General features: G+C 33.9%; 19 protein-coding genes and 1 pseudogene. 3 read left to right on the top strand and 17 right to left on the bottom strand.

Translation table 11 applies throughout. The annotated features are described in order from the left end of the window. Window positions 1-900: 900 nt before the first annotated feature. Window positions 901-1,671 (bottom strand): MurR/RpiR family transcriptional regulator, encoded by a 771-nt coding sequence (locus tag CHB72_RS13285; protein ID WP_089283368.1) that lies wholly within the window; start codon window positions 1,669-1,671, stop codon window positions 901-903. A 104-nt stretch (window positions 1,672-1,775) separates the two neighbouring features. Then, window positions 1,776-3,719, bottom strand: coding sequence for an FAD-dependent oxidoreductase (locus tag CHB72_RS13290; RefSeq protein ID WP_089283369.1), 1,944 nt, complete (start codon window positions 3,717-3,719; stop codon window positions 1,776-1,778). A 610-nt stretch (window positions 3,720-4,329) separates the two neighbouring features. On the opposite strand from CHB72_RS13290, the gene CHB72_RS13295 reads away from it, so the two are divergent. Together CHB72_RS13295 and CHB72_RS13300 are read left to right on the top strand one after the other, a co-directional pair. Then, window positions 4,330-4,806, top strand: coding sequence for a MarR family winged helix-turn-helix transcriptional regulator (locus tag CHB72_RS13295; protein WP_089283370.1), 477 nt, complete (start codon window positions 4,330-4,332; stop codon window positions 4,804-4,806). Then, window positions 4,803-6,134, top strand: coding sequence for an MATE family efflux transporter (locus CHB72_RS13300; protein WP_089283371.1), 1,332 nt, complete (start codon window positions 4,803-4,805; stop codon window positions 6,132-6,134). Before CHB72_RS13295 ends, CHB72_RS13300 begins: the two co-directional genes overlap by 4 nt. 364 nt (window positions 6,135-6,498) lie before the next feature. Here CHB72_RS13300 and CHB72_RS13305 read toward each other — a convergent pair whose 3' ends face one another. From CHB72_RS13305 to CHB72_RS13320, 4 genes are all read right to left on the bottom strand, one after another. Further along, on the bottom strand, window positions 6,499-7,251 hold the full coding sequence (locus CHB72_RS13305; protein ID WP_242975133.1) for an REP-associated tyrosine transposase: 753 nt from the start codon (window positions 7,249-7,251) through the stop codon (window positions 6,499-6,501). A gap of 108 nt (window positions 7,252-7,359) precedes the next feature. Continuing rightward, window positions 7,360-8,535 (bottom strand): TolB-like translocation protein, encoded by a 1,176-nt coding sequence (locus CHB72_RS13310; protein WP_207652558.1) that lies wholly within the window; start codon window positions 8,533-8,535, stop codon window positions 7,360-7,362. After that, window positions 8,513-9,967 (bottom strand): sensor histidine kinase, encoded by a 1,455-nt coding sequence (locus CHB72_RS13315; protein WP_089283374.1) that lies wholly within the window; start codon window positions 9,965-9,967, stop codon window positions 8,513-8,515. Before CHB72_RS13315 ends, CHB72_RS13310 begins: the two co-directional genes overlap by 23 nt. 18 nt (window positions 9,968-9,985) lie before the next feature. After that, window positions 9,986-10,681 (bottom strand): response regulator transcription factor, encoded by a 696-nt coding sequence (locus CHB72_RS13320; RefSeq protein WP_089283375.1) that lies wholly within the window; start codon window positions 10,679-10,681, stop codon window positions 9,986-9,988. Between the two features lie 207 nt (window positions 10,682-10,888). Between CHB72_RS13320 and CHB72_RS13325 the strand changes: the two genes are divergently transcribed. Then, window positions 10,889-11,848, top strand: a complete 960-nt coding sequence (locus CHB72_RS13325; RefSeq protein WP_207652559.1) for a M15 family metallopeptidase — start codon at window positions 10,889-10,891, stop codon at window positions 11,846-11,848. Between the two features lie 272 nt (window positions 11,849-12,120). Here the strand turns inward: CHB72_RS13325 and CHB72_RS13330 are convergent. The 11 genes and pseudogenes from CHB72_RS13330 to yycF all read right to left on the bottom strand — a co-directional run. Continuing rightward, window positions 12,121-12,439 (bottom strand): annotated as a pseudogene (locus CHB72_RS13330) (transposase); the annotation flags it as partial. Window positions 12,440-12,475: 36 nt separating this feature from the next. Then, window positions 12,476-12,955 carry a 23S rRNA (pseudouridine(1915)-N(3))-methyltransferase RlmH gene (rlmH, locus tag CHB72_RS13335; RefSeq protein ID WP_089283376.1) on the bottom strand — a complete coding sequence of 160 codons (480 nt, stop codon included), beginning with the start codon at window positions 12,953-12,955 and terminating at the stop codon, window positions 12,476-12,478. 262 nt (window positions 12,956-13,217) lie between these two features. Continuing rightward, window positions 13,218-13,385, bottom strand: a complete 168-nt coding sequence (locus CHB72_RS13340) for a CxxH/CxxC protein (protein WP_089283377.1) — start codon at window positions 13,383-13,385, stop codon at window positions 13,218-13,220. Between the two features lie 236 nt (window positions 13,386-13,621). Further along, entirely contained in the window at window positions 13,622-14,848 is a 1,227-nt protein-coding gene (gene htrA, locus CHB72_RS13345; RefSeq protein ID WP_089283378.1) for a serine protease HtrA, read from the bottom strand. A gap of 19 nt (window positions 14,849-14,867) precedes the next feature. After that, window positions 14,868-15,662 (bottom strand): MBL fold metallo-hydrolase, encoded by a 795-nt coding sequence (locus CHB72_RS13350; protein ID WP_089283379.1) that lies wholly within the window; start codon window positions 15,660-15,662, stop codon window positions 14,868-14,870. 40 nt (window positions 15,663-15,702) lie between these two features. Then, complete coding sequence (locus tag CHB72_RS13355) at window positions 15,703-16,956, bottom strand: UDP-N-acetylglucosamine 1-carboxyvinyltransferase (RefSeq protein ID WP_089283380.1); 1,254 nt, start codon at window positions 16,954-16,956, stop codon at window positions 15,703-15,705. 337 nt (window positions 16,957-17,293) lie between these two features. Beyond that, a complete protein-coding gene (gene yycI / locus CHB72_RS13360) occupies window positions 17,294-18,178 on the bottom strand; it encodes a two-component system regulatory protein YycI (protein ID WP_141131415.1) in 885 nt (294 codons plus the stop codon). Between the two features lie 17 nt (window positions 18,179-18,195). After that, on the bottom strand, window positions 18,196-19,611 hold the full coding sequence (locus tag CHB72_RS13365; protein WP_176431373.1) for a YycH family regulatory protein: 1,416 nt from the start codon (window positions 19,609-19,611) through the stop codon (window positions 18,196-18,198). A 20-nt stretch (window positions 19,612-19,631) separates the two neighbouring features. Continuing rightward, on the bottom strand, window positions 19,632-20,180 hold the full coding sequence (locus tag CHB72_RS13370) for a hypothetical protein (protein ID WP_089283383.1): 549 nt from the start codon (window positions 20,178-20,180) through the stop codon (window positions 19,632-19,634). A 114-nt stretch (window positions 20,181-20,294) separates the two neighbouring features. Beyond that, window positions 20,295-22,097 (bottom strand): ATP-binding protein, encoded by a 1,803-nt coding sequence (locus tag CHB72_RS13375; RefSeq protein ID WP_089283384.1) that lies wholly within the window; start codon window positions 22,095-22,097, stop codon window positions 20,295-20,297. A 1-nt stretch (window position 22,098) separates the two neighbouring features. After that, window positions 22,099-22,788: a response regulator YycF gene (yycF, locus tag CHB72_RS13380; RefSeq protein ID WP_089283385.1), complete on the bottom strand. Its 690-nt coding sequence runs from the start codon at window positions 22,786-22,788 to the stop codon at window positions 22,099-22,101. Window positions 22,789-22,844 lie beyond the last annotated feature (56 nt).

Here is a 22,844-nt window from a genome sequence, read left to right on the forward strand (position 1 = left end):
TTTGCTTGGAGCCGAATCCAATAACCAACTTATCTTGCTTACTCATAATGGTTTCCTCCTTTTTGCTACCATTTACTTCATCTATATTATTATTATAAATTAAATTTCTTTATTTATCTATTAGATTCTAAGGTTCTTCAAAAACCGCCGTTACTTATGATAAGGTTCACCGTATCATTTAACTGGCGGTTTTTTATCGAGTTTAAACAATGGTTTTATTGAGAAATCTATAAACCACTTTCGGACAATGAACCTGTCCCCTTGTCCCTTGATTTTGGATATGTCATTACCATTGTCACCGATTAATAAATGGACATGATTATCCATAAGACAATAGCATAGATCATAAAATTATATTTATCCTTCATTTTAAATAAGGTTTCTATAAATCTGTTTTTATCATCATCAGATAAAAAATTTTCTTTCCTATATATTTTTCCCCTTTCCAAATCACATCTGAAATAAGCCACACTTCTCTGTAACTACCTGTGTCAGATTCTTGATATGGCTTCATCATAATACTCAGCACTATCCAATATATGGTAATTTTCCTGTAATTGATGTCAGATCACACACTAGGTGCCTGGAGTTGATAGTATCAACAAAATCAGGTTGGAATAGCACTTGCTCTCTAAGCCCAATGAATTAAAAAATTATTGTCATCCTTTCTAGATTTAGAAACGACTTCTAATAAAGCGAATGTTAATATTATACTAATATTTAGAATAACAAGAATTAATCTAAAAGTAACATTTTTTAAAAGCAATGTATCAACTTAAAAAACACAGGAAAATTCAGTATATATATCAAAGAGGGAATTCCCAAATTGAAAAAGCTGATGTACATATAATTATTGTACATCAGCTTTTTCCAATCTTACTAAGAAGATTATATAATTTATTATTTTTTTCTAAAAGTTAGAGCGATAAGATTCATATATATATTTATCAAGATATTATCCTGTTCTGTACCATTCCCCTCGTAGTAAAATAAGTAATCAGCAAGAGATGACAATGGGTGCTCTTTATTGTTTGTAAGAATCACAACTTTTTTAATTTTGTCTTTACATTTTAATATTCCTTTCTTGTATATATTATCCCCAAGTCTGCAGTACTGTGTATAAAAAACAATTGTGCCTTTTTCAAGACAATCAAGCGCTTGAACTTGGTAATTTGGATCCATGAAAGCACTGTTCTCTATTCCTTGTAAAGTTAAATCCATCTGAAATCTCCAGACTCCATGTGGGATGGGGCATCCTAAAAATACTACCTTTGTACATGAGTTGATATCCTCCACTAAATTTTTAATCTGTTCTTTATCAATCAATTCATGCAAAGAGGCGATTCTTTCCTGTAATATGTCAATATAATAATCCATTCCACACTCTATATTGTTATTTATTCCAAAAGGAATGTAATTCCCATCAAACATGTAATTATCCTTAGTCTGGCTGACTAAACTAGGTAGACTTGATACAGTCATCGGGTAAGCCATCTTCTTATAAAACCGATTTAAAGTTGAAAGTGATACATTACATAAATCTGCAATTTCTGTAGAAGTCATTGTATCCAACAACCTGTAATTTTTAATAAGACAGGTTGCTACGCTGTGAAAAATGCTATTGTGGTCATAGGTATTATACATCTGTATCAGCCCTAGTAAGTTAATCATAATAGAATATCCTCCAAAAGATATAATACTGACTCATAATGTCAGTATCGTTTAAATATTGTCAATATTATACCATTCTTCGCTAAGAGATTCAATTTAAGTAGTTATTTGTTTATATAAGAGATTGCATTTTGGCCTGCTAATCTGCCTGATGTATAAGCAAAACCTAGTGTTCCTCCTTCGAAATTAACATATGCTTTCCCATACATACCTCCAGCATCCGCACCTGCTACATATAGTCCTGGAATTGAAACCCCATTTTCATCTATTGCTTGGATCTTTTCATTAATAGCCACGCCACCCAATGTACTTAAATTCCGAGTGACATACTTGACTGCATAATATGGTCCTTTTTTTATAGGAACAAGCCTTTTCGTATCAGAGAAATACATTTCATCTCTTCCTAATTCAATTGCCTTATTATACTGATCTACACTTGCTTTAAATGTCACGGCATCTATCCCCATATTTTTTGCTAACGCTTCTATGCTTTCACCTTTAAACACCACATTTGTGCCTACTGCTGCCTCTAACAGAGGTGTATAATCCCTAGGTGTATTTTCTTTCTCAATAAGTTGGTCTGTGTCATTAGGCTCATTGAACTCCATATAAAAATTTCTATTGTCTTTGAAGGTTCCAAAGTGGTCTTCTACTGAAACATAGCCCTTTTCAGCAATCTGTTCCAGAACGCTGGTATCCAAAACTAAGTACTCTGTCTGCTTAGGTTGCATATGAAGTTGTGCACCGTGTGTTGCAAAATCAGTAACTGTCGTTTCATCGCAGAATCTTTCACCTAGTATATTTACTCTAAGATGAGGGTAAAAAGTAAACTCTGTCAATGAAAAGAAGTCATCCCCCACAGCATTTATCAATGCACCGAATTCCTCCCCTGTGAATGTCTGCCAGAAATAATGGGCTGTTGCAGTACCATATTCTGCTGCGCCGGCACTCCATGCCATTTTTATTCCATCTCCTGTACATGAAGTAACCTCTCCTATTGTATACTTTTCACCAAAGTATTCCTTTAACATTTCTTTATTTCCACCAAAACCTCCTGTAGCCAATATAACTGCCTTCGCATTTATCTTTAATTTGCTTCCATCATCTTTTGCAGCAATAACTCCTGTAACCTTTCCATCATCATCTATTAACAGGTCTGTTGCAGGGGTTGAAAACATAACAGTCCCATTGTTTCCTTCAAATTCCTTTATAAGCTTGCTTATGGCTACTATTCCACCTTCATTATAGCCGTGAAGAGTTGATGGTCTACCTACATTTGCGAAACTAAAGCCACTTCCAGCATCTGCTAAATTTAATTCCATTCCATTTTTCATTAGCCAGTCAACTGTTTCACTTGATTCATCAATAATAGTACGTACTAATACAGAATTCATGTAACCATCTGAAGCTTTCATATACTCGTCAAAAATCCATTTCTTATCAACAACTTTTCCAGCTTTTTTCTGAAGAGAGCTCTCAGCTGCAAACATCCCTCCTGCTAGAGTACCGGCACCCATTGGACTGGCTGTCTTTTCAAGTAGCAAAACACTGTCGGAACTTTCGCTAGCCGCCAAAGCTGCTGCACTACCAGCTGCACCCCCACCAACGACTACTATGTCAAAGGAAAGCTCCTCTACCTTATCAACTGTTGATGCTTCTACCTTTAACATCAAAGCCTCTAAATTTCCTCCAGCCTGTTTTACACAGTCTTCAACTGCTGTTAATATAGCTTGACTCGTGACTGTAGCACCGCTGATGGAATCTATTGCAAGCGATTGATTTAATAGTATCTTTTTAGGAATATCTCTTACTGGAACGTCGGCAAATCCAGCAGTTTCCTTATGATCGATGATTTCTATCGATTCAATCTCATCCTCTGTAAAAACTACCTCTACAACAACTTCTCCATTTTTTCCGATAGCACTGGCGGTATAAGTTCCTGCCTTATAGTTTGTACTGCTTACTTGCGTTGTATCACAAGCGATTAAGGTAAACCCCATCACCATGCACAATAAAAGTGCCATCATTTTGCTTATTTTCTTTTTCAATGTTATCCCCCCTATTGTAATAAAGACTCTCAGAGTTATGTTACAATGATAAGTTTATCACAATAGAAATCTCGGTTTTTTTCTAAGCATGCTCCTATTCTTCTACTTAAGACAAAAAAATTCATATTTAGATGAGTTTTATGCCTTTCCGTTGTTTTACTTCTTCTCATCAAGGGCATGGGTAAGCAGGGACGGTTCTTATTTGATGACTACCTATTTGATTATATCCCAAGAACTAATTGTGGTTGACCTGGACTTCACCTTGGTGATAGCAATATCGGATACCCAGCTTAACATTGTGGCTTAAGGACTGGCTTTCCTACTGCCTCGAGGAGACAAAAATGATGTCCTTAGTCGAGAGTACCCCCTTGGCGGAAGAATATTTTTCAGAAAAATCCATTAAAAATTTTTGTCTCCGTCTTTATGTTCTCTTTTTTAATAAGTGTTTGTGCCGAAGAGTCTATTACTAGCGTGTTGTCATTTATAACATCATCAGTTCATCACATATTCCTATAGGATACGCTCTGAGCTAGGAATGTTACACTTGACAAAAGTTCAATATTAGTTTATTGTATAGTCTGATATCGGACTATTTGGAGGTGTTATTTTTGTGAATTTGCACAAACAATTAATGGAATTCTATGCTATCTCCAATGAGATAGATGCCTTTTTCACTCAATTGGCAATACAAAGTGGACTTTCCGTAAGTGCACATTGGACTTTATATTTTATCCGTCAATCCCAAAATGGATGCACACAAAAAAGCATCTGTAAACAATGGTCTATGAGCAAGCAAACCGTAAATTCAGCACTAAAAGTACTGAATAAAAAAGGAATGATTACTTTACATCCTTCCGAGGTTGACAGACGTAGTAAACAGATCCAATTAACACCAGAAGGAGAAGCTTTTGCAAAAAAACATCTGGATGTTATCTTTGTAGCAGAAGAGAAAACCTTTATGGAACTAAGCGAATCATCACGGACTGCTTTAATTCAAGGTTCCAAAGATTACCTCAATGCGTTACGAAAAAATTTAGCAGACATTTTACAAAAACAAGAATATGAAAAAACAAGGAGTAACTTATGAAAATTCAATTATCAGATCATTTTAACTATCGACACTTATTAAGATTCACAATACCTTCCATTGTAATGATGGTCTTCACCTCCATTTACGGCGTAGTAGATGGATTATTTGTATCCAATTTTGTAGGCAGCAACGCACTATCCTCTATCAATATTATTATGCCTCTGGTTATGTCCGTTGGTGCTTTTGGTTTCATGCTTGGCACCGGAGGCAGTGCAGAGATTTCAAAGTCATTAGGTGAAGGAAAAACAAATGAAGCAAAGCAGTATTTTACTACCTTGGTTCTTACCATTATTGCTTGCGGTATCGTTTTATCAGCGATCTGTATTGTGCTGATTCGCCCACTTTCGTATTTACTTGGTGCAAGCGATTTACTAATTGAAGATTGTGTCACCTATGGCTCTATTCTAATATTGGGAAGTGTTTTTTTTATGCTTCAAACTTCTTTTCAAACCTTTTTTATAGTAGCAGAAAAGCCAAAACTCGGTCTTTTATTGACCGTGGTTTCCGGTATTACTAATATTTTTTTGGATTTTTTGTTTATATATGTATTCAAGTGGGGGATTGCAGGTGCAGCTTGGGCAACGGTTACCGGATATATCATCGGGGGTATGATTCCTATTGCCTATTATTTTGTACGAGACAATGATATTTTGCATTTTACCAAAACCAAACTATATCCTAGAATGCTTCTAAAAAGTTGCTTGAATGGTTCTTCGGAGATGGTATCAACCATATCCATGTCCTTTGTTACGGTACTTTACAATCTGCAAATGATGAAACTTATCGGAGAGTCTGGCGTAGCAGCTTATTCTGCTATTATGTATGTGAGTTTTGTTTTTGTAGCAATTTTTATAGGATTTTCCATCGGCACAGCACCAATTATCAGCTTCCATTATGGTGCTGGCAATAAAGCTGAATTGAAAAACCTGCTTCAAAAAAGCACTGTCGTTGTTTGCGTTGTATCATTAGTCATGGTGATACTAGCACAGTTATTTTCAAGTTTCATTGCATCCTCCTTTTCCAGAGGTGACACTGCACTTGCGGCTTTTACGAATAAAGGCTTCCGGCTATATTCACTATCATTTTTCTTTACTGGCGTTGGTATATTCGGCTCAGCTTTTTTTACTGCTCTATGCAACGGAGTAGTTTCTGCAACTCTATCTTTTCTAAGAACGCTTCTACTCCCTACAGTGATTATCCTCACCTTGCCATTAATTATAGGAATTAATGGGGTTTGGCTGACTGTTGTGGTGGCAGATGGGGTTGCCTCTTTTATTACACTTGGGTTTATTCTAATGAAAAGAAAGCAGTATGGATATATTTGACCATAAATCAACCGCCATACTCAATGCAGAAAATACTTTTATTAACCTGCCCTCATCCACTTTGGATATCTGTACACCAACGCATAACATATTATTAATATTCCTTCGATTTTATCTTTCAAACCCTTTATCTTTCCTATGTGGTCAAAGTTTCCTATAGGCAAATCTTAGGGGAATTTCATCAATTAAATCCTAGGATATCTTTTAGTGCCTCCACTATCTCTTCCTTTAAAGGACGTATGAAAAAAGTTGTTTCAGTAGCAAACTCTTTTTTCTGTCACTTTGATGCATTCTATTATGCTATGTAGACAAAGTAAAGTAGACAAAGGGACGTTTCGTTTGTCCTCTATTTAAACTTTTTTTGTTATACCTTTGATTTTACTGCCTTCTCAATTACCCCTTTTCCTAGCTCCAATACCCTGGCTAATTGTCTTATACTGGCTTCTGTATTTCGATAGATGTCTTTTATTCTTTTATTTCTTTTTTCTATGGGAAGATGAACCAAGTCCTCTATTCTAATGTCTTTTTCAATTATTTTTTTAAGTGAAGTATCTGTGTATTTTTTTGTTTGCTTGTATTCTAGAAACTCTTCCTTTGTCTCTGTATTCATATAGTTTTCAAATTCTTCCTGTCCGGCATAATATGACATTACAATTTCTGTGTCTATAAAGGAACTCTGTTGGTTATATTCTAACAGATATTGATGATAGCTACTCCATGGATAATCCTTTGCATTTCTTACCATCTTTGCTTTTACCGGGTTTTGGTGTATATATCTTAAAACATTTATTAAATATCCTTCTGTTTCAACCGCTTCACTGTTATATCTATTTTGAAATAAGTGCCCTGTTCTTTCATGTTTAGTATTATGCCATTGAACGTATCCTACTGTAATTCGCTTTATGCTTTTGCCGATCTCTTCCTGTTCTTCTATTAACATGTGTACATGATTGTCCATAAGGCAGTAGCCGTATAATTTAAATCTGCCTACTTCTCTTGCCTTCAACAGTTTTTCTAAAAACTTCATCCGGTCTTCATCATCTAAAAAAATATTTCGTTTATCAATTCCTCTTAGCATGATATGATATATCCCTGTTTTACTCTTTGTTCTTGCCATTCGTGCCAATTCTATCACCTCTGTTTAAGAATAGCAAAAAAAGAAAAAGAAGACAAGCGAAACGTCCCCATGTCTTTTACATGTCTTTTAAGAGGAACGTCTTTGACTCTATAATCTTTTAAAATTAAATCTCAGTATTTCACTTCTACCAATATTGTCACTTACATAATAAAGCTGATTTCCTCCTTTAGTCCACCCTATGAAGGTTACATAATTTGTATCTATATATATTATTTCATCAGATTTAATCACTTCACCATCATAATAGGCAATGTGTAATTCATTGGAGCCTTTTGTATTCTGAAGTATATAGGCAAGTTTACCATCGGAGGTAATATCAAAATAATAGATATTCCCCTTTGTAATTGTCTTGTAGGTTTTGTCTTCGGTATTATAAATAAAAATGCCCTCTTCGCCGTTAATATTTCCTCTGAGCATTAAATTTCTGCTGTTTAGTAGAGTAAAATCAACAACAAATCCTGTAGATAATACCTCCAATGAATTATCATTATTTAAATCCAACATATATATCGCTACACCGTTTCCATAAGGGGCTAGAAAATATACCTTGTTTCCATCTATTGAAAACTTATACTTGGTATGTCCTAAATAATACTTTACTTTGATATCATTAATACTTTCATAAATTTCTTGAGGCCCTTTTTGTTTTTCATAAAAAGCTGATAAGCTAATTATATTCTTTTTCATGCCACTTTCTATTTCTTGTATAAATAGATTATCACCATCCATTCCAATATAGCGATTTCCATCAGGTAGTATTTGATGCCCAGTACCCTTAAAGGATTTAACAACCTCTTGCTTTTCTAGATCATATATTTGAGTTTCTTTAGTAGCGTTAATTGTATTATATAGCAAACTCTTTCCATCAGGTGAAGGACTAAAAGTATAGGCATTTTCATTAACTATTTGATGTACTGTCTTGTTAACTATATTTAATAGCTGAATACCGAAGGAACCTCCCTTCCCTCTGTCTTCAAGTGTGTTAAACAGCAAGGAAGTACTATCTAAAATGTTTATATTCCAAATATGATATGGGGAACTGAATTTATCTAAGCTCTCCACTACTAGCTTTAGTTCAGGTCTTAATGTATTATCATCGAATATGCTTTTATCCAAGATAATTGTTTTAGACTTTGTGGTATCTATAAAACTATTGCTTAACATATAAAAGGTAAGAACAAACACGCCTAAGGCTAATACAAAAATAATTAAACTTTCGTATTTTTTAAAATATCCTTTTTTAAATATTGCCCTCACCTCCAAATACAATAATAACTACTGTTCCTTCGTTTAATTTGCTTTTTATGTCAATCGTACCACGATGGTTTTCTATAATATTTTTAACAATAGTTAACCCCAAGCCAGCGCTGCCTTTTTCCTTTGAAGTGTTCGATGAAATTCTATAAAAAGGTTCAAAAATTTTGTTAATATGCTTTTCCGAAATCCCTTCACCCTGATCTTTAATTTTTAATATAATAGCTCCATCTTGTCTGTAAGCATCCACATCAATGGAAGAATTAACTCTTCCATATTTTATTGCATTATCAAGCAAGTTAATTAGTACTTCCTTAAGCTTATTTCTATCACCCTTTAGAAACAGGTCCTTCTGAAGGCTGTAATGAATAGCAATATTGTACTTTTTACCCTTCATCTTCATTTCATCACAAGTCTCGGCAATTAACTCTGATAAATTGACCTTTTCATAATGATAGCTGAAATCCATTGTAGCGGTCTTAGAAAGCTCTAGTATTTCAATAACCAATTTATTTAGTCTTTTACTCTCGTTAATAATGTAGGATGTCCCTTTATCAAAAAAGTCTTTATCAGAAAATCCATTTTCCTTTAACACCTGGGCATAACCCATTATTGTAGTTAAAGGAGTCTTCAATTCATGAGTTACATTATCAAAAAAGACTTTGCTTTGAGCTTGAACCTCCTTCAGCTTATCTCTATCTCCTTGTATAATTTTAATTTGTTCTTTGATTCTCTGAGCCATAAACTTGAACCTATCAGCCAGTTCGCCTATTTCATCAGGTGAGTTAATATTAATATTTAAATCGTAATCTCCAGTTGAAATTTGCTCTGACCCCTTTATAAGCTGTCTTATTGGTTTTGTTAGTTGCCTAGATAAGTAAAAGGAAGTAAGGAATATAAGAACAAAAATAGCAATAGCAAAATAATTTATAACATTATTAAATCTCCTATTGTAATTGAAAAGCTCAGTATAGTCTTTTGTGCTTCTCATAATGCCTATGATATTCTGATTTAATTCAATCGGATAAGATAAAGTAACAATAACTCTATTTTCTTCATTATTAATTGTATATGCCGTTTCACCCAGTAATGCTCGTAAAAAATCCTCATCTAATACAATTTCTTCTTCTAAAAAGTCCCTTCCACTTTTTCCTGTAAGACTATTTATTTCTATCATACTTCCTATCTGAGCACTTAAACCCTTAGATAGCTTTTCTGCTTCAGCTTCCAGAGATATTTTATTTAATTCTAAATTATTAATTAAAAAATACTGTCTCAAATATAAGTCGAGACTTTTTCTATCTCCAATCATATCCTTCTCTACAACTTGTAAGGTGTTTTGTTCATTTATGTTATATGAAACAAAAAGTAGAGAAGTCATTCCAATGAATATGACTAGTATAAAGGGAATCAATATTTTATACTGAATTGAATATCTCATAGGATCAACTGTCCTTTTTTATAATATTTTATAACCAATTCCGAAAACAGTCTCTATAATAGAACTGTTCTTATTTTCATCCAGCTTCTTTCTAAGCCTTTGCACATGTATATCAACGGTTCTTGTGTCTCCAGCAAATTCAAACCCCCAAACTCTATCCAATAAATCTGCCCGTGAAAAGACTCTTCCTTTACTTTCTGCTAGAAATACTAATAATTCGTATTCTTTGTTGGCAAGCTCTACTCTAGTATTATCTTTAAATACCTCTCTCTTTTCCTTAAATATTTCAATATTTTTTCCTATCCTTATACCTTCAAACTCGTTGTTTTCTCCTGCTTCTGAAATTAAATCAATTCGTCTGAAGACTGCCTTTATTCTTGCGATGACCTCCCTTATATCAAAGGGCTTTGTAATATAATCATCGGCACCCAATTCCATTCCTAAAATCTTATCAACTGTATCTGATTTGGCAGTAATCATTATGATTGGTATGATGTACTCCCTTGTTATAGTTTTACAAATTTCAAATCCGCTGATATCAGGCAGCATCAAATCTAATATTATCAAGTCTGGCTTAAACTCCTTTAAAAGCTTTAGTCCTTCCTCTCCAGTAGCAGCAACATTTGTGATAAATCCTTCTTTTTTCAAAGAATATGAAATAAGATTTGATATTGCTTCTTCATCTTCTATAATGAGTATCTTCTTATTAACCATAGCTATACCTCCCTCCCCTTATGATACCTTATTTTCTATCTCTAGTTTATTGAATATCTATATAATTTACAACTTAGATACAAGTTATTTATAAATTATATACAGTTATGTAAACTTCAGATACATTTGCCCTTTATAATTAGTACTATAGCTTGTCTAGATAATTACTAACTTGTAGAACAAAGGATAAAAAAGGGGGTATATAAAATGATTCAAGATAAAAGAAACGATGGTTCAATGGCACCTAGAACCAGTAAGAGAAGTAAAATGAATATGATGAAAAGAAGGAAAAGAAATATGATGAAAAGAAGGCTACTGACATTAGCTGTAATGTGTATTTCAGCTTTGGTAATTGGAATTTTTTGGAATAACAATCAGGTTGATGCAAAAGTAATCGCTGTTGAACAAAAACCTGCACCTATTGAAGCAAATGATAAAATTACTTCCTCTAAGCCTCAAGAAATAACACCTGTAGATACGAATAATAGAGAAGACATTATAAAAGAAGAAATAGAAGTAAAACCACCTGTCAAAACTTCTAATTCTAATACTGAAGAAAAATTACCTCCTACTCAAAAGGATTTGAATGATATCCTTATCCTGATTAACAAAGAAATTGGGTTTCCGTCTGATTATAAACCAACCGATTTAACAGTCCCTAATGTTAGATTTAGCTTTGAAGGACCACATGAAAAGCAAAACATGAGAAAAGAAGCAGCACAAGCACTGGAAAGCTTATTTAAGGCCGCTGAAAGGGAAGGATTTTACCTTTATGCAGTATCAGGCTTTAGATCCTATAGTAGACAGCAAGCTATCTATAAAAACTCTGTTGAAAAATTAGGACAAATAGAAGCAGATAGAATTTCTGCAAAGCCAGGTCATAGTGAACATCAAACAGGCTTAGCAATGGATATAACAAGTAAAGGGGCAGGATTCGCACTTTCAGAGGATTTTGCCTTTACACGTGATGGTGAATGGGTGGCTGAAAATGCACATAAATATGGCTATATTATAAGGTATGAAAAAGGTAAGGAGCATTTAACTGGGTATAAATATGAGCCTTGGCATCTTAGATATGTAGGAGCGGATGCAGCAAAAGAAATATATGACAAGGATTTAACTTTAGAGACCTATCTAGAAGGTAAGGCATTGTCTCAAAACAGATAAATCAAAAATATAACAGCACTATTATACTTAGAGTCTGTAAATAACTTTGTTCTTAAAGGTATAGAACCTTTCTGACAAGATATTAATGATGAGGTTAATGAGAAAAATATTTGCTTTTATATTTGCCAAGAGTATGCAGTCCTATACATAAAACTGTATACCTTTGGCAATAATTTTATATAATTGGGACATTAGTATACTTTGCTACCGGAATTCCATCTACACTTTAACTTTAGGTAAGTTTTTTAGCTAAGATGAATCTATTGTTGATATTATAGTGGAGTTTCTATCCTACTACTGTATAGGATCATTAGCTGATTAAGCACTATGTTCCAATTACGATATCTTTGGGTCCATTTTTTCATTACATTCTGGCTTGCTAAGTATAGCATCTTTTTGGTCAGATAGAAAAATGGACTTTGTCTTTGTAAGATACATGTTTGAAGGAGTTTCTTAATTGATGAATTACACATCTTTGTATTTCGGCTTTGGGGTATACGGCATTTATTGCCTCTTTCATTCCAACTAAACCATCAACACTAAAACATCTTCTTGACCTCTATTCTTCAAGTCATTTAACACTCCTTGCCATAAGGCGAGCCATACTTAACTAACAAAAAACCGCCGTTACTTATGGTACGGTTCGTTCTTAATAATCCTAAAAGCCCTATAAATTTGCTCAAGTAAAATCAGCTTCATCAATTGATGTGGAAATGTCATGGGTGAAAAGGATAGCTTGTAATCTGATCTTTTTAGGACTTCCTTAGATAGCCCAAGAGAGCCTCCTATAACAAAGGCTATATTACTATTTCCTGTAATACCTAGGTTTTCTAGGTGTGAAGCTAGTTTTTCTGATGAGAGCATTTTCCCTTTTATGTCTAATGCTATAACATACATTCCTTCTTTTATATATCTTAAAACACTCTCCCCTTCTTTTCTTTTAATAGTTTCTATTTCTGCATCACTTAGGTTTTCTGGTGCTTTTTCATCAGGAACTTCAGCAATGCTAAGTTTGCAATATCTAGTTAATCTTTTACTGTATTCATCTATACCTAGTTTTAAATATTTTTCTTTTAGTTTTCCTACGGAAATAATGGTGATATTCATGATAATCATTCTCCTTTATCATCGTTACATAACTTGTACTAAATCTTTCTTAAAATTTTCATGCCTATGAAAAAGAATCCTTCTTGAGTATTACTGAAAAAGGATTCCCTCTAGATTATTTCCTTTTATGTAGATTTATAATTTACAAACAGGTTCATATACACTACAAAGCTTAATTAAATCCAGTCTCTTGTACAGAGTGAAATAAAGAGAGCTTTTATCAATATACCTTGCTCTCCATTTAATACCTGCTCAACAATAATTAAACAACCAAAAATCTAGGAATATGATCACAATAATCACAACATCTAGGAGCAGTCCAATCTGTAAAAGTCACTGCCTCTAATTCATACAGATCTGGTGGTTGTTCATATACGTCAACAAAGTCATCTATAGCATTATCTAAATGTTCATTACACACAACATACATCTTTTTCACTCCATTTACACCATAATGTTAATTCATTAATATTATTATTTGTTAAATTACTTTCTTCATTCATTCATACATTATTTACATTTTTTTATTGCCTGTTATATTGTTCCATTATATACCAAGTTTCGATATATTTCAATTAATTCGTTATAGTGCATAAGTAGCTAAAAAGCTATTTTTTCACGTGAAACAACCCAAGCTTCGCTTGGGCTGCCTTTAACAATGCTCTATTATTGCAATATCACATCTATTTGCATTTCTCTTTCATTTCTTAATATGTCTACTGTGGTTTCATCTCCTGGTCTGTATCGATAAAGCTCCCGAATTAAATGCCCCATCACTTCGGTAGGATTTTCTCCTATTCCAACAATAACATCTCCAGGTTGTATACCATATCTTTCCGCCACAGAATTAGCTTCCACCTCTACTACATACACACCATACTCAGCATATAGTTTCGTTCCTGTTAAACCTTCAAAAGCATCTGCATTAACACCTCTAATTCCTAAAAGCACTCTTTCAAACTCTCCCTTTTCAATAAACTGATCTACAATGGGCTTAGCTGTATTAATAGGTATAGCAAAACCTAAACCTTCTCCAGTTTGAATTTTTGCGGTGTTGATTCCTATTACTTGCCCTAGAGCATTTAGAAGAGGTCCTCCACTGTTTCCAGGGTTAATAGAAGCGTCAGTTTGAATCAGATCCTCTATGGTTTCTCCTTGACCTAAAGGTATACTTCTATTTAATCCACTAATTACTCCCTGGGTTAATGTTCTTTCAAAGTTTAATCCTAAAGGATTACCAATAGCTACAGCAATCTCTCCTACCTCCAAATTATCACTGTCTCCTAGTTCAGCAGGTGTTAAGTTCGTTCCCTCTACTTTGATTACGGCTAGATCTAGAGTTCTTTCATTCCATAGAACCTCTGCCGGAAGCCTAGTACCATCATATAATAGCACCATAACTTCCTCTACGTCCCCGTCCCCCACTACATGGGAGTTTGTTAAAATATATCCTCTCTCATCTACAACAACTCCTGTACCTAAACCACTTGCCCTTCTAGTGCCAAAAAAAGTATCTCTTTGCAAGGTAACTGTCGTAATTCCAACTACAGAGGGCATTGCCTTTTTCGCTACCGCACTGTAGACTGTTAGATCCTGCTGTGGTTCAATAACAACATTTGGTGATGGTATATTAATTAATCCTCTTTGTTGTAATATTTCTGGCAAGTACATATAGGCTGCCGCTAGCGTAATAGCGCTGCTAATAATAGCTGCTAATAAAGCTACAGCTATATATCCTAACTTGGAAGCTTTTTGGAGTTTATACGGTGGTTGGGGCGGCCCAGGAAGCCGAGGATTAAATTCCTCTTTTGAAAAAATGCTAGTGTCTTCTAACCTTTCTCTGTTTTTTTCCTGTTCCTCGTTATGATTTTGATCGTCATGATAGAAATCCATAATTCATACCTCCTTATCCTTAAAAAGCATATATACTGCTTACTTTGTCTCTATGGGCTAAATCTATAATTATGTCCTCTCCAATGGAAATCTTGTTAATCTCTAATATATTTTTCACTGTCATCATTGCCAGCTCAGGAAAATTGTTTTCTTTACTTAAGTGAGCTAATATCACATTTTTAACATTGTTTTTTACTAATTCTACAATAGCATTTCCTGCTGCCTCATTAGATAAATGTCCAGAATCTGATAAAATTCTACGTTTTAAATAATAGGGATAGCTTCCCGCCTTTAACATATCTATGTCATGATTAGACTCTAATACCACCAGATGGGAATCTTTTATTTTATCTAGTATACCCTCATTCACATATCCTAAATCAGTAGTGATGCTAATTTTTATGTCTTTCTCTTGAAAGGTATATCCTACGGGTTCAGCAGCATCATGGGAGATTTCATAAGGAATCACCTTCAGATCTCCAAGAAAAAGCGGTTTTTCTGTATCGAAAATTTTTATATTTTCTGATTTGATATTTCCTAATTTTGTCTCCATCGCTTCCCAAGTTTTTCCGTTAGCATAAATAGGAAGATTAAATCGTCTAGATAATATCCCCACGCCACATATATGATCGTTGTGTTCATGGGTCACAAAAATTCCAGTTAGATCTTTAGGATCAAAGCCTATCTCTTGTAATCTATTTTGAATTCGTTTACCACTTAATCCAGCATCCACTAACAGTTTATTTTCTTTATTTATTATCAAATGACAATTTCCACTGCTGCCACTTGCTAAAGCGCAATAAGCTATTCCCATAAATATGCCTCCAATGCAATACACACCTTAAAGGTGTGTATTAATATGTTTTTCTTATGCTAGCTCCAAGCTCTATAAGTTTCTCATATAAACGATCATACCCTCTATGGATATAATGGACATTTTCTATTTCGGTTACTCCTTCCGCCGCTAGACCTGCCACCACTAAAGCAGCTCCTGCCCTTAGGTCTGATGCAGCAACCTTTGCTCCCATTAGTTTTTCTACTCCTTGAATGACAGCTATCCTTCCTTCTACTTTAACATTTGCTCCCATTCTTTTCAATTCATCTACATGCTTAAATCTTCCTTCAAAGATAGTTTCTGTTATAACCCCAGTTCCTCGAGCTACTGTCAACAAACTACTCATCGGCTGCTGTAGATCTGTAGGGAACCCTGGATATACTAAGGTTTTTACATTAATATTTTTTAATGGTTGAGTTGCTCTTACTCGAAGGGAGTCTCCATTTTCCGAGACTTCTACTCCCATCTCCCTTAACTTTGCAGTTATAGCCTCTAGATGCTTAGGAATAATATTATTGATCAAGACATCTCCACTAGTGGCAGCAGTAGCTATCATGTAGGTTCCAGCTTCAATTTGATCAGGAATCACACTATGTTGACACCCTTTTAATTGGCTAACACCTTCTATTTTAATGGTATCTGTTCCAGCGCCCTTTACATTTGCCCCCATACAGTTTAAGAAGTTGGCAACATCTACTACGTGAGGCTCCTTAGCAGCGTTTTCTAGAATAGTTACTCCCTCTGCCATAGTGGCTGCCAGCATCACATTAATAGTAGCTCCTACACTTATCACATCTAAGTATATCTCTGTTCCTATCAACCTTTCAGCTTCTACAGATATAATTCCATGTTCAATATTCACTTGGGCTCCTAGCGCTTCAAACCCTTTAATATGTTGATCTATAGGTCTACTCCCTATGCAGCATCCCCCAGGATATACTACTCTTGCTTTTTTAAAACGTCCTAATGCTGCTCCTAAAAAGTAGTAGGAGGCTCTTAAATCTTTTGCATCTTCATAATCTATAAAACAGCTATTTATCCCTTTTGTATCAATCTCTATAACGCTTTCATCTTTCTGGTAAACCTTAGCTCCTAACCCTCTGAGTATTTTTGATAATATACTGACATCACTAATATTGGGTAGGTTTTCAATAGTACAAATATTTCCTGCTAAAACAGTTGCAGGTATAAGTGCCACAGCTGCATTTTTAAACCCACTGATTTCAACTTCTCCCTGTAATTTTCTTCCACCCTCAATAATCAATTTCTCCATATATTTACTGACAAACGTCAGTGGTCACCACCTTCTAAATGATATTTTCAACGAGTAATCTATCAATAAATCGGCTTCTTATTAACATATCTTGTACAGTTAAGAAAATCCTCAACTGTTTACCATTATAGCATTTCTATAGGAATTTGATAATAACCCTTATTGTGGAAATTTATACTAATTTTTATTTTTCCAATAAAACTACTTTTCTCTTAAAGTTTTTTTGAATTCTTTTTCTATTTATAGCAAAGTTTTTTTCCAAATAAAAAATAGAAAGAGTATCAACTATACTCTTTCTATTTAAAATAAAAAAATCCTCTTTTTTTTGTCGAAAACATTAATTTTTTTCAGCTTCAACGTAATAGGTCTTCCCGTTACTTAATACAATTTTCCAGGAGGGAGAAGTTGTTCCTGACTCAACTGTATCCCATGTTGTAAAGTTAAGGTTACTATCAGTAGGATTAAAGTAATGTCCAATTTCCATATTGGTGATAATAATATCTTTATACTCTTGATTATCTTTTATAATATCGTTCATTTTCCTTAACAGTGCTTCTGTTGCTGGTATAACCTTCTTCTTATCTCCATAGGTTCTTTCAAATTCTAAAAGCATAGCTTCTATTCCAACAATCTCTTTATGCCTCACATAGACGTGTACATAGCTTTCTGCTAGGAATTTATTTTTATAGGTTTGATTGTATACTAGTTTATATAGAGGTATATCCCCAAAATCTTCAATTACACCGAAATATATTTGCTGTAGCTCTAAATCTGCCTGCATCAAACGATGCTTCTTTAAAAATTGATTACTTATTTCTATAGCTCCCTCTTCATCAAGAGGATAACACCCTGCTTCATTCATAAGATTTTTATAAACAAATTTTTTGTTGCTTATACTTTGGACCATTTTAGCTTCTGATGTGAATACATTATTCTCCAGGGTTTCGTAATCTTCACCTAAGAATTCTTCAGCCAATTCCTTAGGCTCAAAAACCTTATATTTTACCATTAGTCTTGGTAAAGAAACAATTTCTCGAGGGATATCTATGTCTAATTGTAGTCCACTATCTTCTAAGTAATTTTCTACATTCTTTATACGGGCATCATTTATGAGTTGAAGATCACCTCGATTAAACGCATCTTTTTGTATATTATAAACAAGAAAAATATTAGTTATGATAAAAGCAACAATCAAAACATTCTTTGCCTTTGACCAATCCATAGAATCCTCACCACCCACTAATTTACAAGGCTACTATGTAATAATTCTCCATCATAACTATTAAAATAGTAAACTCTTTTATCTATTTTTATTCTCCACGCTGGTGTCAACAACTGCCTTGTAGTTTCCTCCATTTCATCATAATACACTAACTCTGCTTTAGATATATTTTTTTCTATGTAGTTTAATATTTCCTTTTCATCTAAGAACTGAGTCTCTTCTGTATCTATTAAATAATCAGCCTTCAATAGTTCAATATGATCTTCTATAATTTTTTGAGGTAATAGGGTAGGTTCGCTAGTGGAAAAATTACCCAACGTCATTTCCTCTCTAACAAAAGAACGATAGTTTTTTACTTTATCTCCATACACCTCGATCTCTAAAGGATGTGCTAAATTAGGATTATTAAATACAACTGGTAATCCTTCTATCCGATAACCAAATCCAAAGTAATAACCTTTTTTATCCTCTTGCTTAATCTCTTTTAAGTAACTATCTTCTGGAAAGCCTCCATGATCTATTGCAAAGTCAATGGCAGCATCTAGAGCAGTCAACACATTATTGCTGGTAATAGAACCAACTTCTTCAGTGTACTCTAGTCTTCCTCTATTATTGATTCGAACACCCTTTTCTCCGTAACCATACATAAAGACAACTGCACCGCTGGTTTCTTTTATCGTTTTGACAAAGTCTAGGTTTTCATTAAAGAAACTTTTTGCCCTTTCAATAACCGCCTCTTCGTCATCTACTTTTATTTCACTTTCCACAAAAACCTTAGGTGTAGACTTTTCGTAGTTTAAAGGCATAACTGTATAGTTACCAACATCAGCAAAAAGAGGATAATATCTCACATAATTAGTTGTCTGAAGATTATCTATATATGCCATCAACTGTCTGTTTTCCGCATAATCATCTAGCTTTATTTCATATATATTATTGTCTTTTCCAACAATATAAATGATTCCTCTATTTAATGTAGGTATTAAAATACTGCTTATCTCTTTGATACTGCTTACAACTTTATTGTCTACAGTATCTAATACAGAAGATACCAAAACAGAAGGAATGTTTTTACCAAATTGTAATTCTATGGATTTTAACCTGCTATTTTCTCTATACTTTTCATAAGTACTGGGAGTAACCTCTGGTTCTCCATTGAAATACTGGGATAAAACATCTCTAGTTTCTCTCCATATACCTTCCATATTAGAAGAAATAATGGTATAGTTGTTATTTCCAAAACTGATAATAGCTTGCTCTGGTATTACTAATTGACCTCTGGTCTCAAGGATTATTGATGCCTGTCTTTCTTTAAAAGAAGCCTCAGATTGTAATATTCTTAAAGGAGAATAAAACCATATTTTTTGAGTGAAAACAACGCTCATTATAATTAATAAAGTTAATATAAGGGTTTTTATTTGTTCCCTATTCATCATAATCACTCCGAAAACGATTACTTATCTTCTGTAGTAGCAATGCTTTTCAATGCCTCAGTAGAAGATTTATTTGCAATGCTTTTTTCTACCTCTTTTTTCACTTCATCGATATCCTTTACTTCAACAATACGGCTAATAACATCCTCTAATCCATTTTTATAAACTGCTGTGAAATCTATTTTATTTAATCCCTTCTTTAATTCCACCTCAGCCCATCCCCTCTGTAAAGCACCTACATTTACTTCAATAGCATCATAGGCCTCCACATAGTTTTGTTTATTATTGGCTACGCTGGTGTTGTAGTACACATCAATGGTTACGGTTGTACCCTCTGGCGCTGTAAAAGCTAAAACTAAATTGTTATCAGTTACCACCATATCTCTACTGGGGGTAATGAGCTTAAGAGATTCCTGTTGAGGCTTCTCTTGTTCTTCAGTTTTCGTTTCTTCCGTATTAGTTCCTTCAGGTGTTGTTACTCGCACTGTCGTTGGATTAGCATAAGCGACTGCACCGGAACTACCTATAATTAAAAGCACAACTGTACTGGCTATCAACTTTTTTATCATATCGATTCCTCCCATATAACGGCTAACTATCTTTAGTATCATTATATAAAAGTTATATTACAGTGGTATTACAGTGAAATTAAAAATAAATTACACATTTCTTCCTGTTATGGGTTAATTTAAGACGCTTGCTTTTTCAAGTGTTGGTAAAGTAATAACAACGCTTGTACCAGGTTCCTTCTCTTCACTGAATATTTCGATTTTACCGTCATGGGCTTCAACAATTTGCTTTGCGATAGATAATCCTAGACCTGTTCCCCCCATCTCTCTTGACCTAGCTTTATCTACTCGATAAAATCTTTCAAAGATTCTTGGCAAATCCTTACTTGGTATACCAATACCATTATCTTTGATAATAATTTTTCCAATATTGTTAACCGTCTGTACTGCTATCTCAATCCTTCCTTCTTTTGAAGTATACTTGATAGCATTACTTAGGACATTTAAAATTACCTGCTCTATTTTATCTTTATCAGCATAAGTGATCGTATCTTCCTCAGAGGTTTTACAAACTAGCTGTTGTCTTTTATTTTTTGCAGAAACCTCTATTTTTAGTACAGCATCTTTTACGATATCATTAATACAAACTTCCTTTTTATTCCATCTACCTTGCTTAAAGTCTAAATTCGATAGCTGTAATAAATCCTGTACCAATCTGGTCATTCGATCCGTTTCACTTTCCACCACTGTTAAAAACTGAGTTGTTAGCTCTTTACTTTCCATAGCCCCATCTAATAGGGTTTCCGTATAGCTTTTTATAGTGGTTAAAGGTGTTTTTAATTCATGTGAAACATTGGCTACGAACTCTTTTCTCATATTTTCTAATTTTTCATGCTCTGTAACATCCTGCAATAATACAACTAATCCTTCTAAGTCGCCGTCCTCTCTTATAATAGGAGCATACTTTGCCCTTAGCTTTATTCCTTTTTCCATATCAATCATTTCGCTACCATACCATTTTTTTTGATTAGTTAGATGGTTTAAGGTTAAGTGTTGATTTAAAGGATAGAAAACCTCGTCAAAGCTTTTATTTGCTAGGGTTTTTCCTTCTAACTTCAACATTTCTAAGGCCACTGGATTTGCATGAATGATTTTCCCTTCAGCTGTGACAGCAATTAAACCATCCGCCATATTGTTAATAATGGTATCCATTTTTTTCTTTTCATTAGACATTTCCTGTAACGCTGATTTAAGGCGGGCGGTTAAATAATTGAACATGTTGGCCAGCTGTCCTATTTCGTCATCAGATTTTACCTCTACTACTTGGTCAAAATCTCCTTTAGCCATTTTCTCTGCCTTAATGGTAACATCATTAATAGGTCCCGTGATACTTTTAGCTAAAAGATATCCTAATAAAATAGTAGTGAATAATGCCAACAGGGTTGCCCGTGTTAAAATGAATTTTGATTGGTCTAAAGTTTTATGGATATCCTCTAAATTTTGTCTTAAATATACTGCACCAGCAATACGACTATGTTCATCATAGAGGGGAAATACCATGTTTTTAGAGCTTATTTGATTTTCCTGTCCAGATACGATATCTTTTTCCTCAATCTCCCCATGGAAGGCTGACATGATTAAATTAGAATCTAATATGTACATGGCATTCTGATTCCAATAGGATAAATTAGTACTGGAAATAATGGTAAAATCATTATTTTTTTCTATTACATAGATTTCCATTCCCATTTTTTCATAGGGTCCAATATTTTTTTGTATTTCTTCTTTATTGTTTTGCCAATCAATTTCCTCTAGTGTAGTCATAACACTACCAGCAATTTGGGTAAGGTTTCCCCTTACTACACCTAAATGATATTGCTCAAATTGCTGTAAAAGAAATGCACCAACTATTACCATTGCCATAAATACTAATAAAAAATAGATGGTAATAAATTTAAATCTTATGCTCTTAAACATATTACGCCCTCCTAAAGTAATACCCTACTCCTCTTTTTGTTAGTATATACTTAGGGCTGCTGGCATTATCCTCTACCTTTTCTCTTAATCGTCTTATAGTAACATCCACCGTCCTTATATCACCATAATACTCATAGCCCCATACTTCTTTTAGGAGCTGCTCTCTAGAAAAAACCTGTTCTGCTTGAACCGCTAGGAATTTTAATAATTCAAATTCTCTGGAAGTTAATTCCACAATATCATTTTCCTTCTTTACTTCATATTTATTAAAGTCTATGACAAGTCCTCCTGAAGTTATGATGGAGGCTTTTTTATCTCCAATAGGTGTGTTCATTCGTCTCAAATTTGCTTTTACTCTAGCTAACAGCTCCCGCATACCAAAAGGTTTAGTTATATAATCATCTGCTCCCATTTCTAATCCTAAAACCTTATCAACTTCTTCTTCCTTTGCCGTTAACATCAAGATTGGTATAGCAAAACCTTCTCTAAGCTTTCTGCAGACCTGAAAACCATCTATCTTTGGCAGCATTACGTCTAACAATATAAGATCTGGATTATTTTGAGATACTTTATTTAAAGCTTCTTCGCCATCATAAGCAACCTCTACTTTATAACCTTCCTTTTCTAGATTAAATTTTAAAATATCTGCTATCGGTTTCTCATCTTCAACTACTAGGATTTTTGTTTCCATATCAAATCACCCCACCTGTTATTATATGTAAAACATTCTACCTTTTTTCACTTTTT

It is taken from the genome of Anaerovirgula multivorans (assembly GCF_900188145.1).
Classification (GTDB): Bacteria; Bacillota; Clostridia; order Peptostreptococcales; family Natronincolaceae; genus Anaerovirgula; species Anaerovirgula multivorans.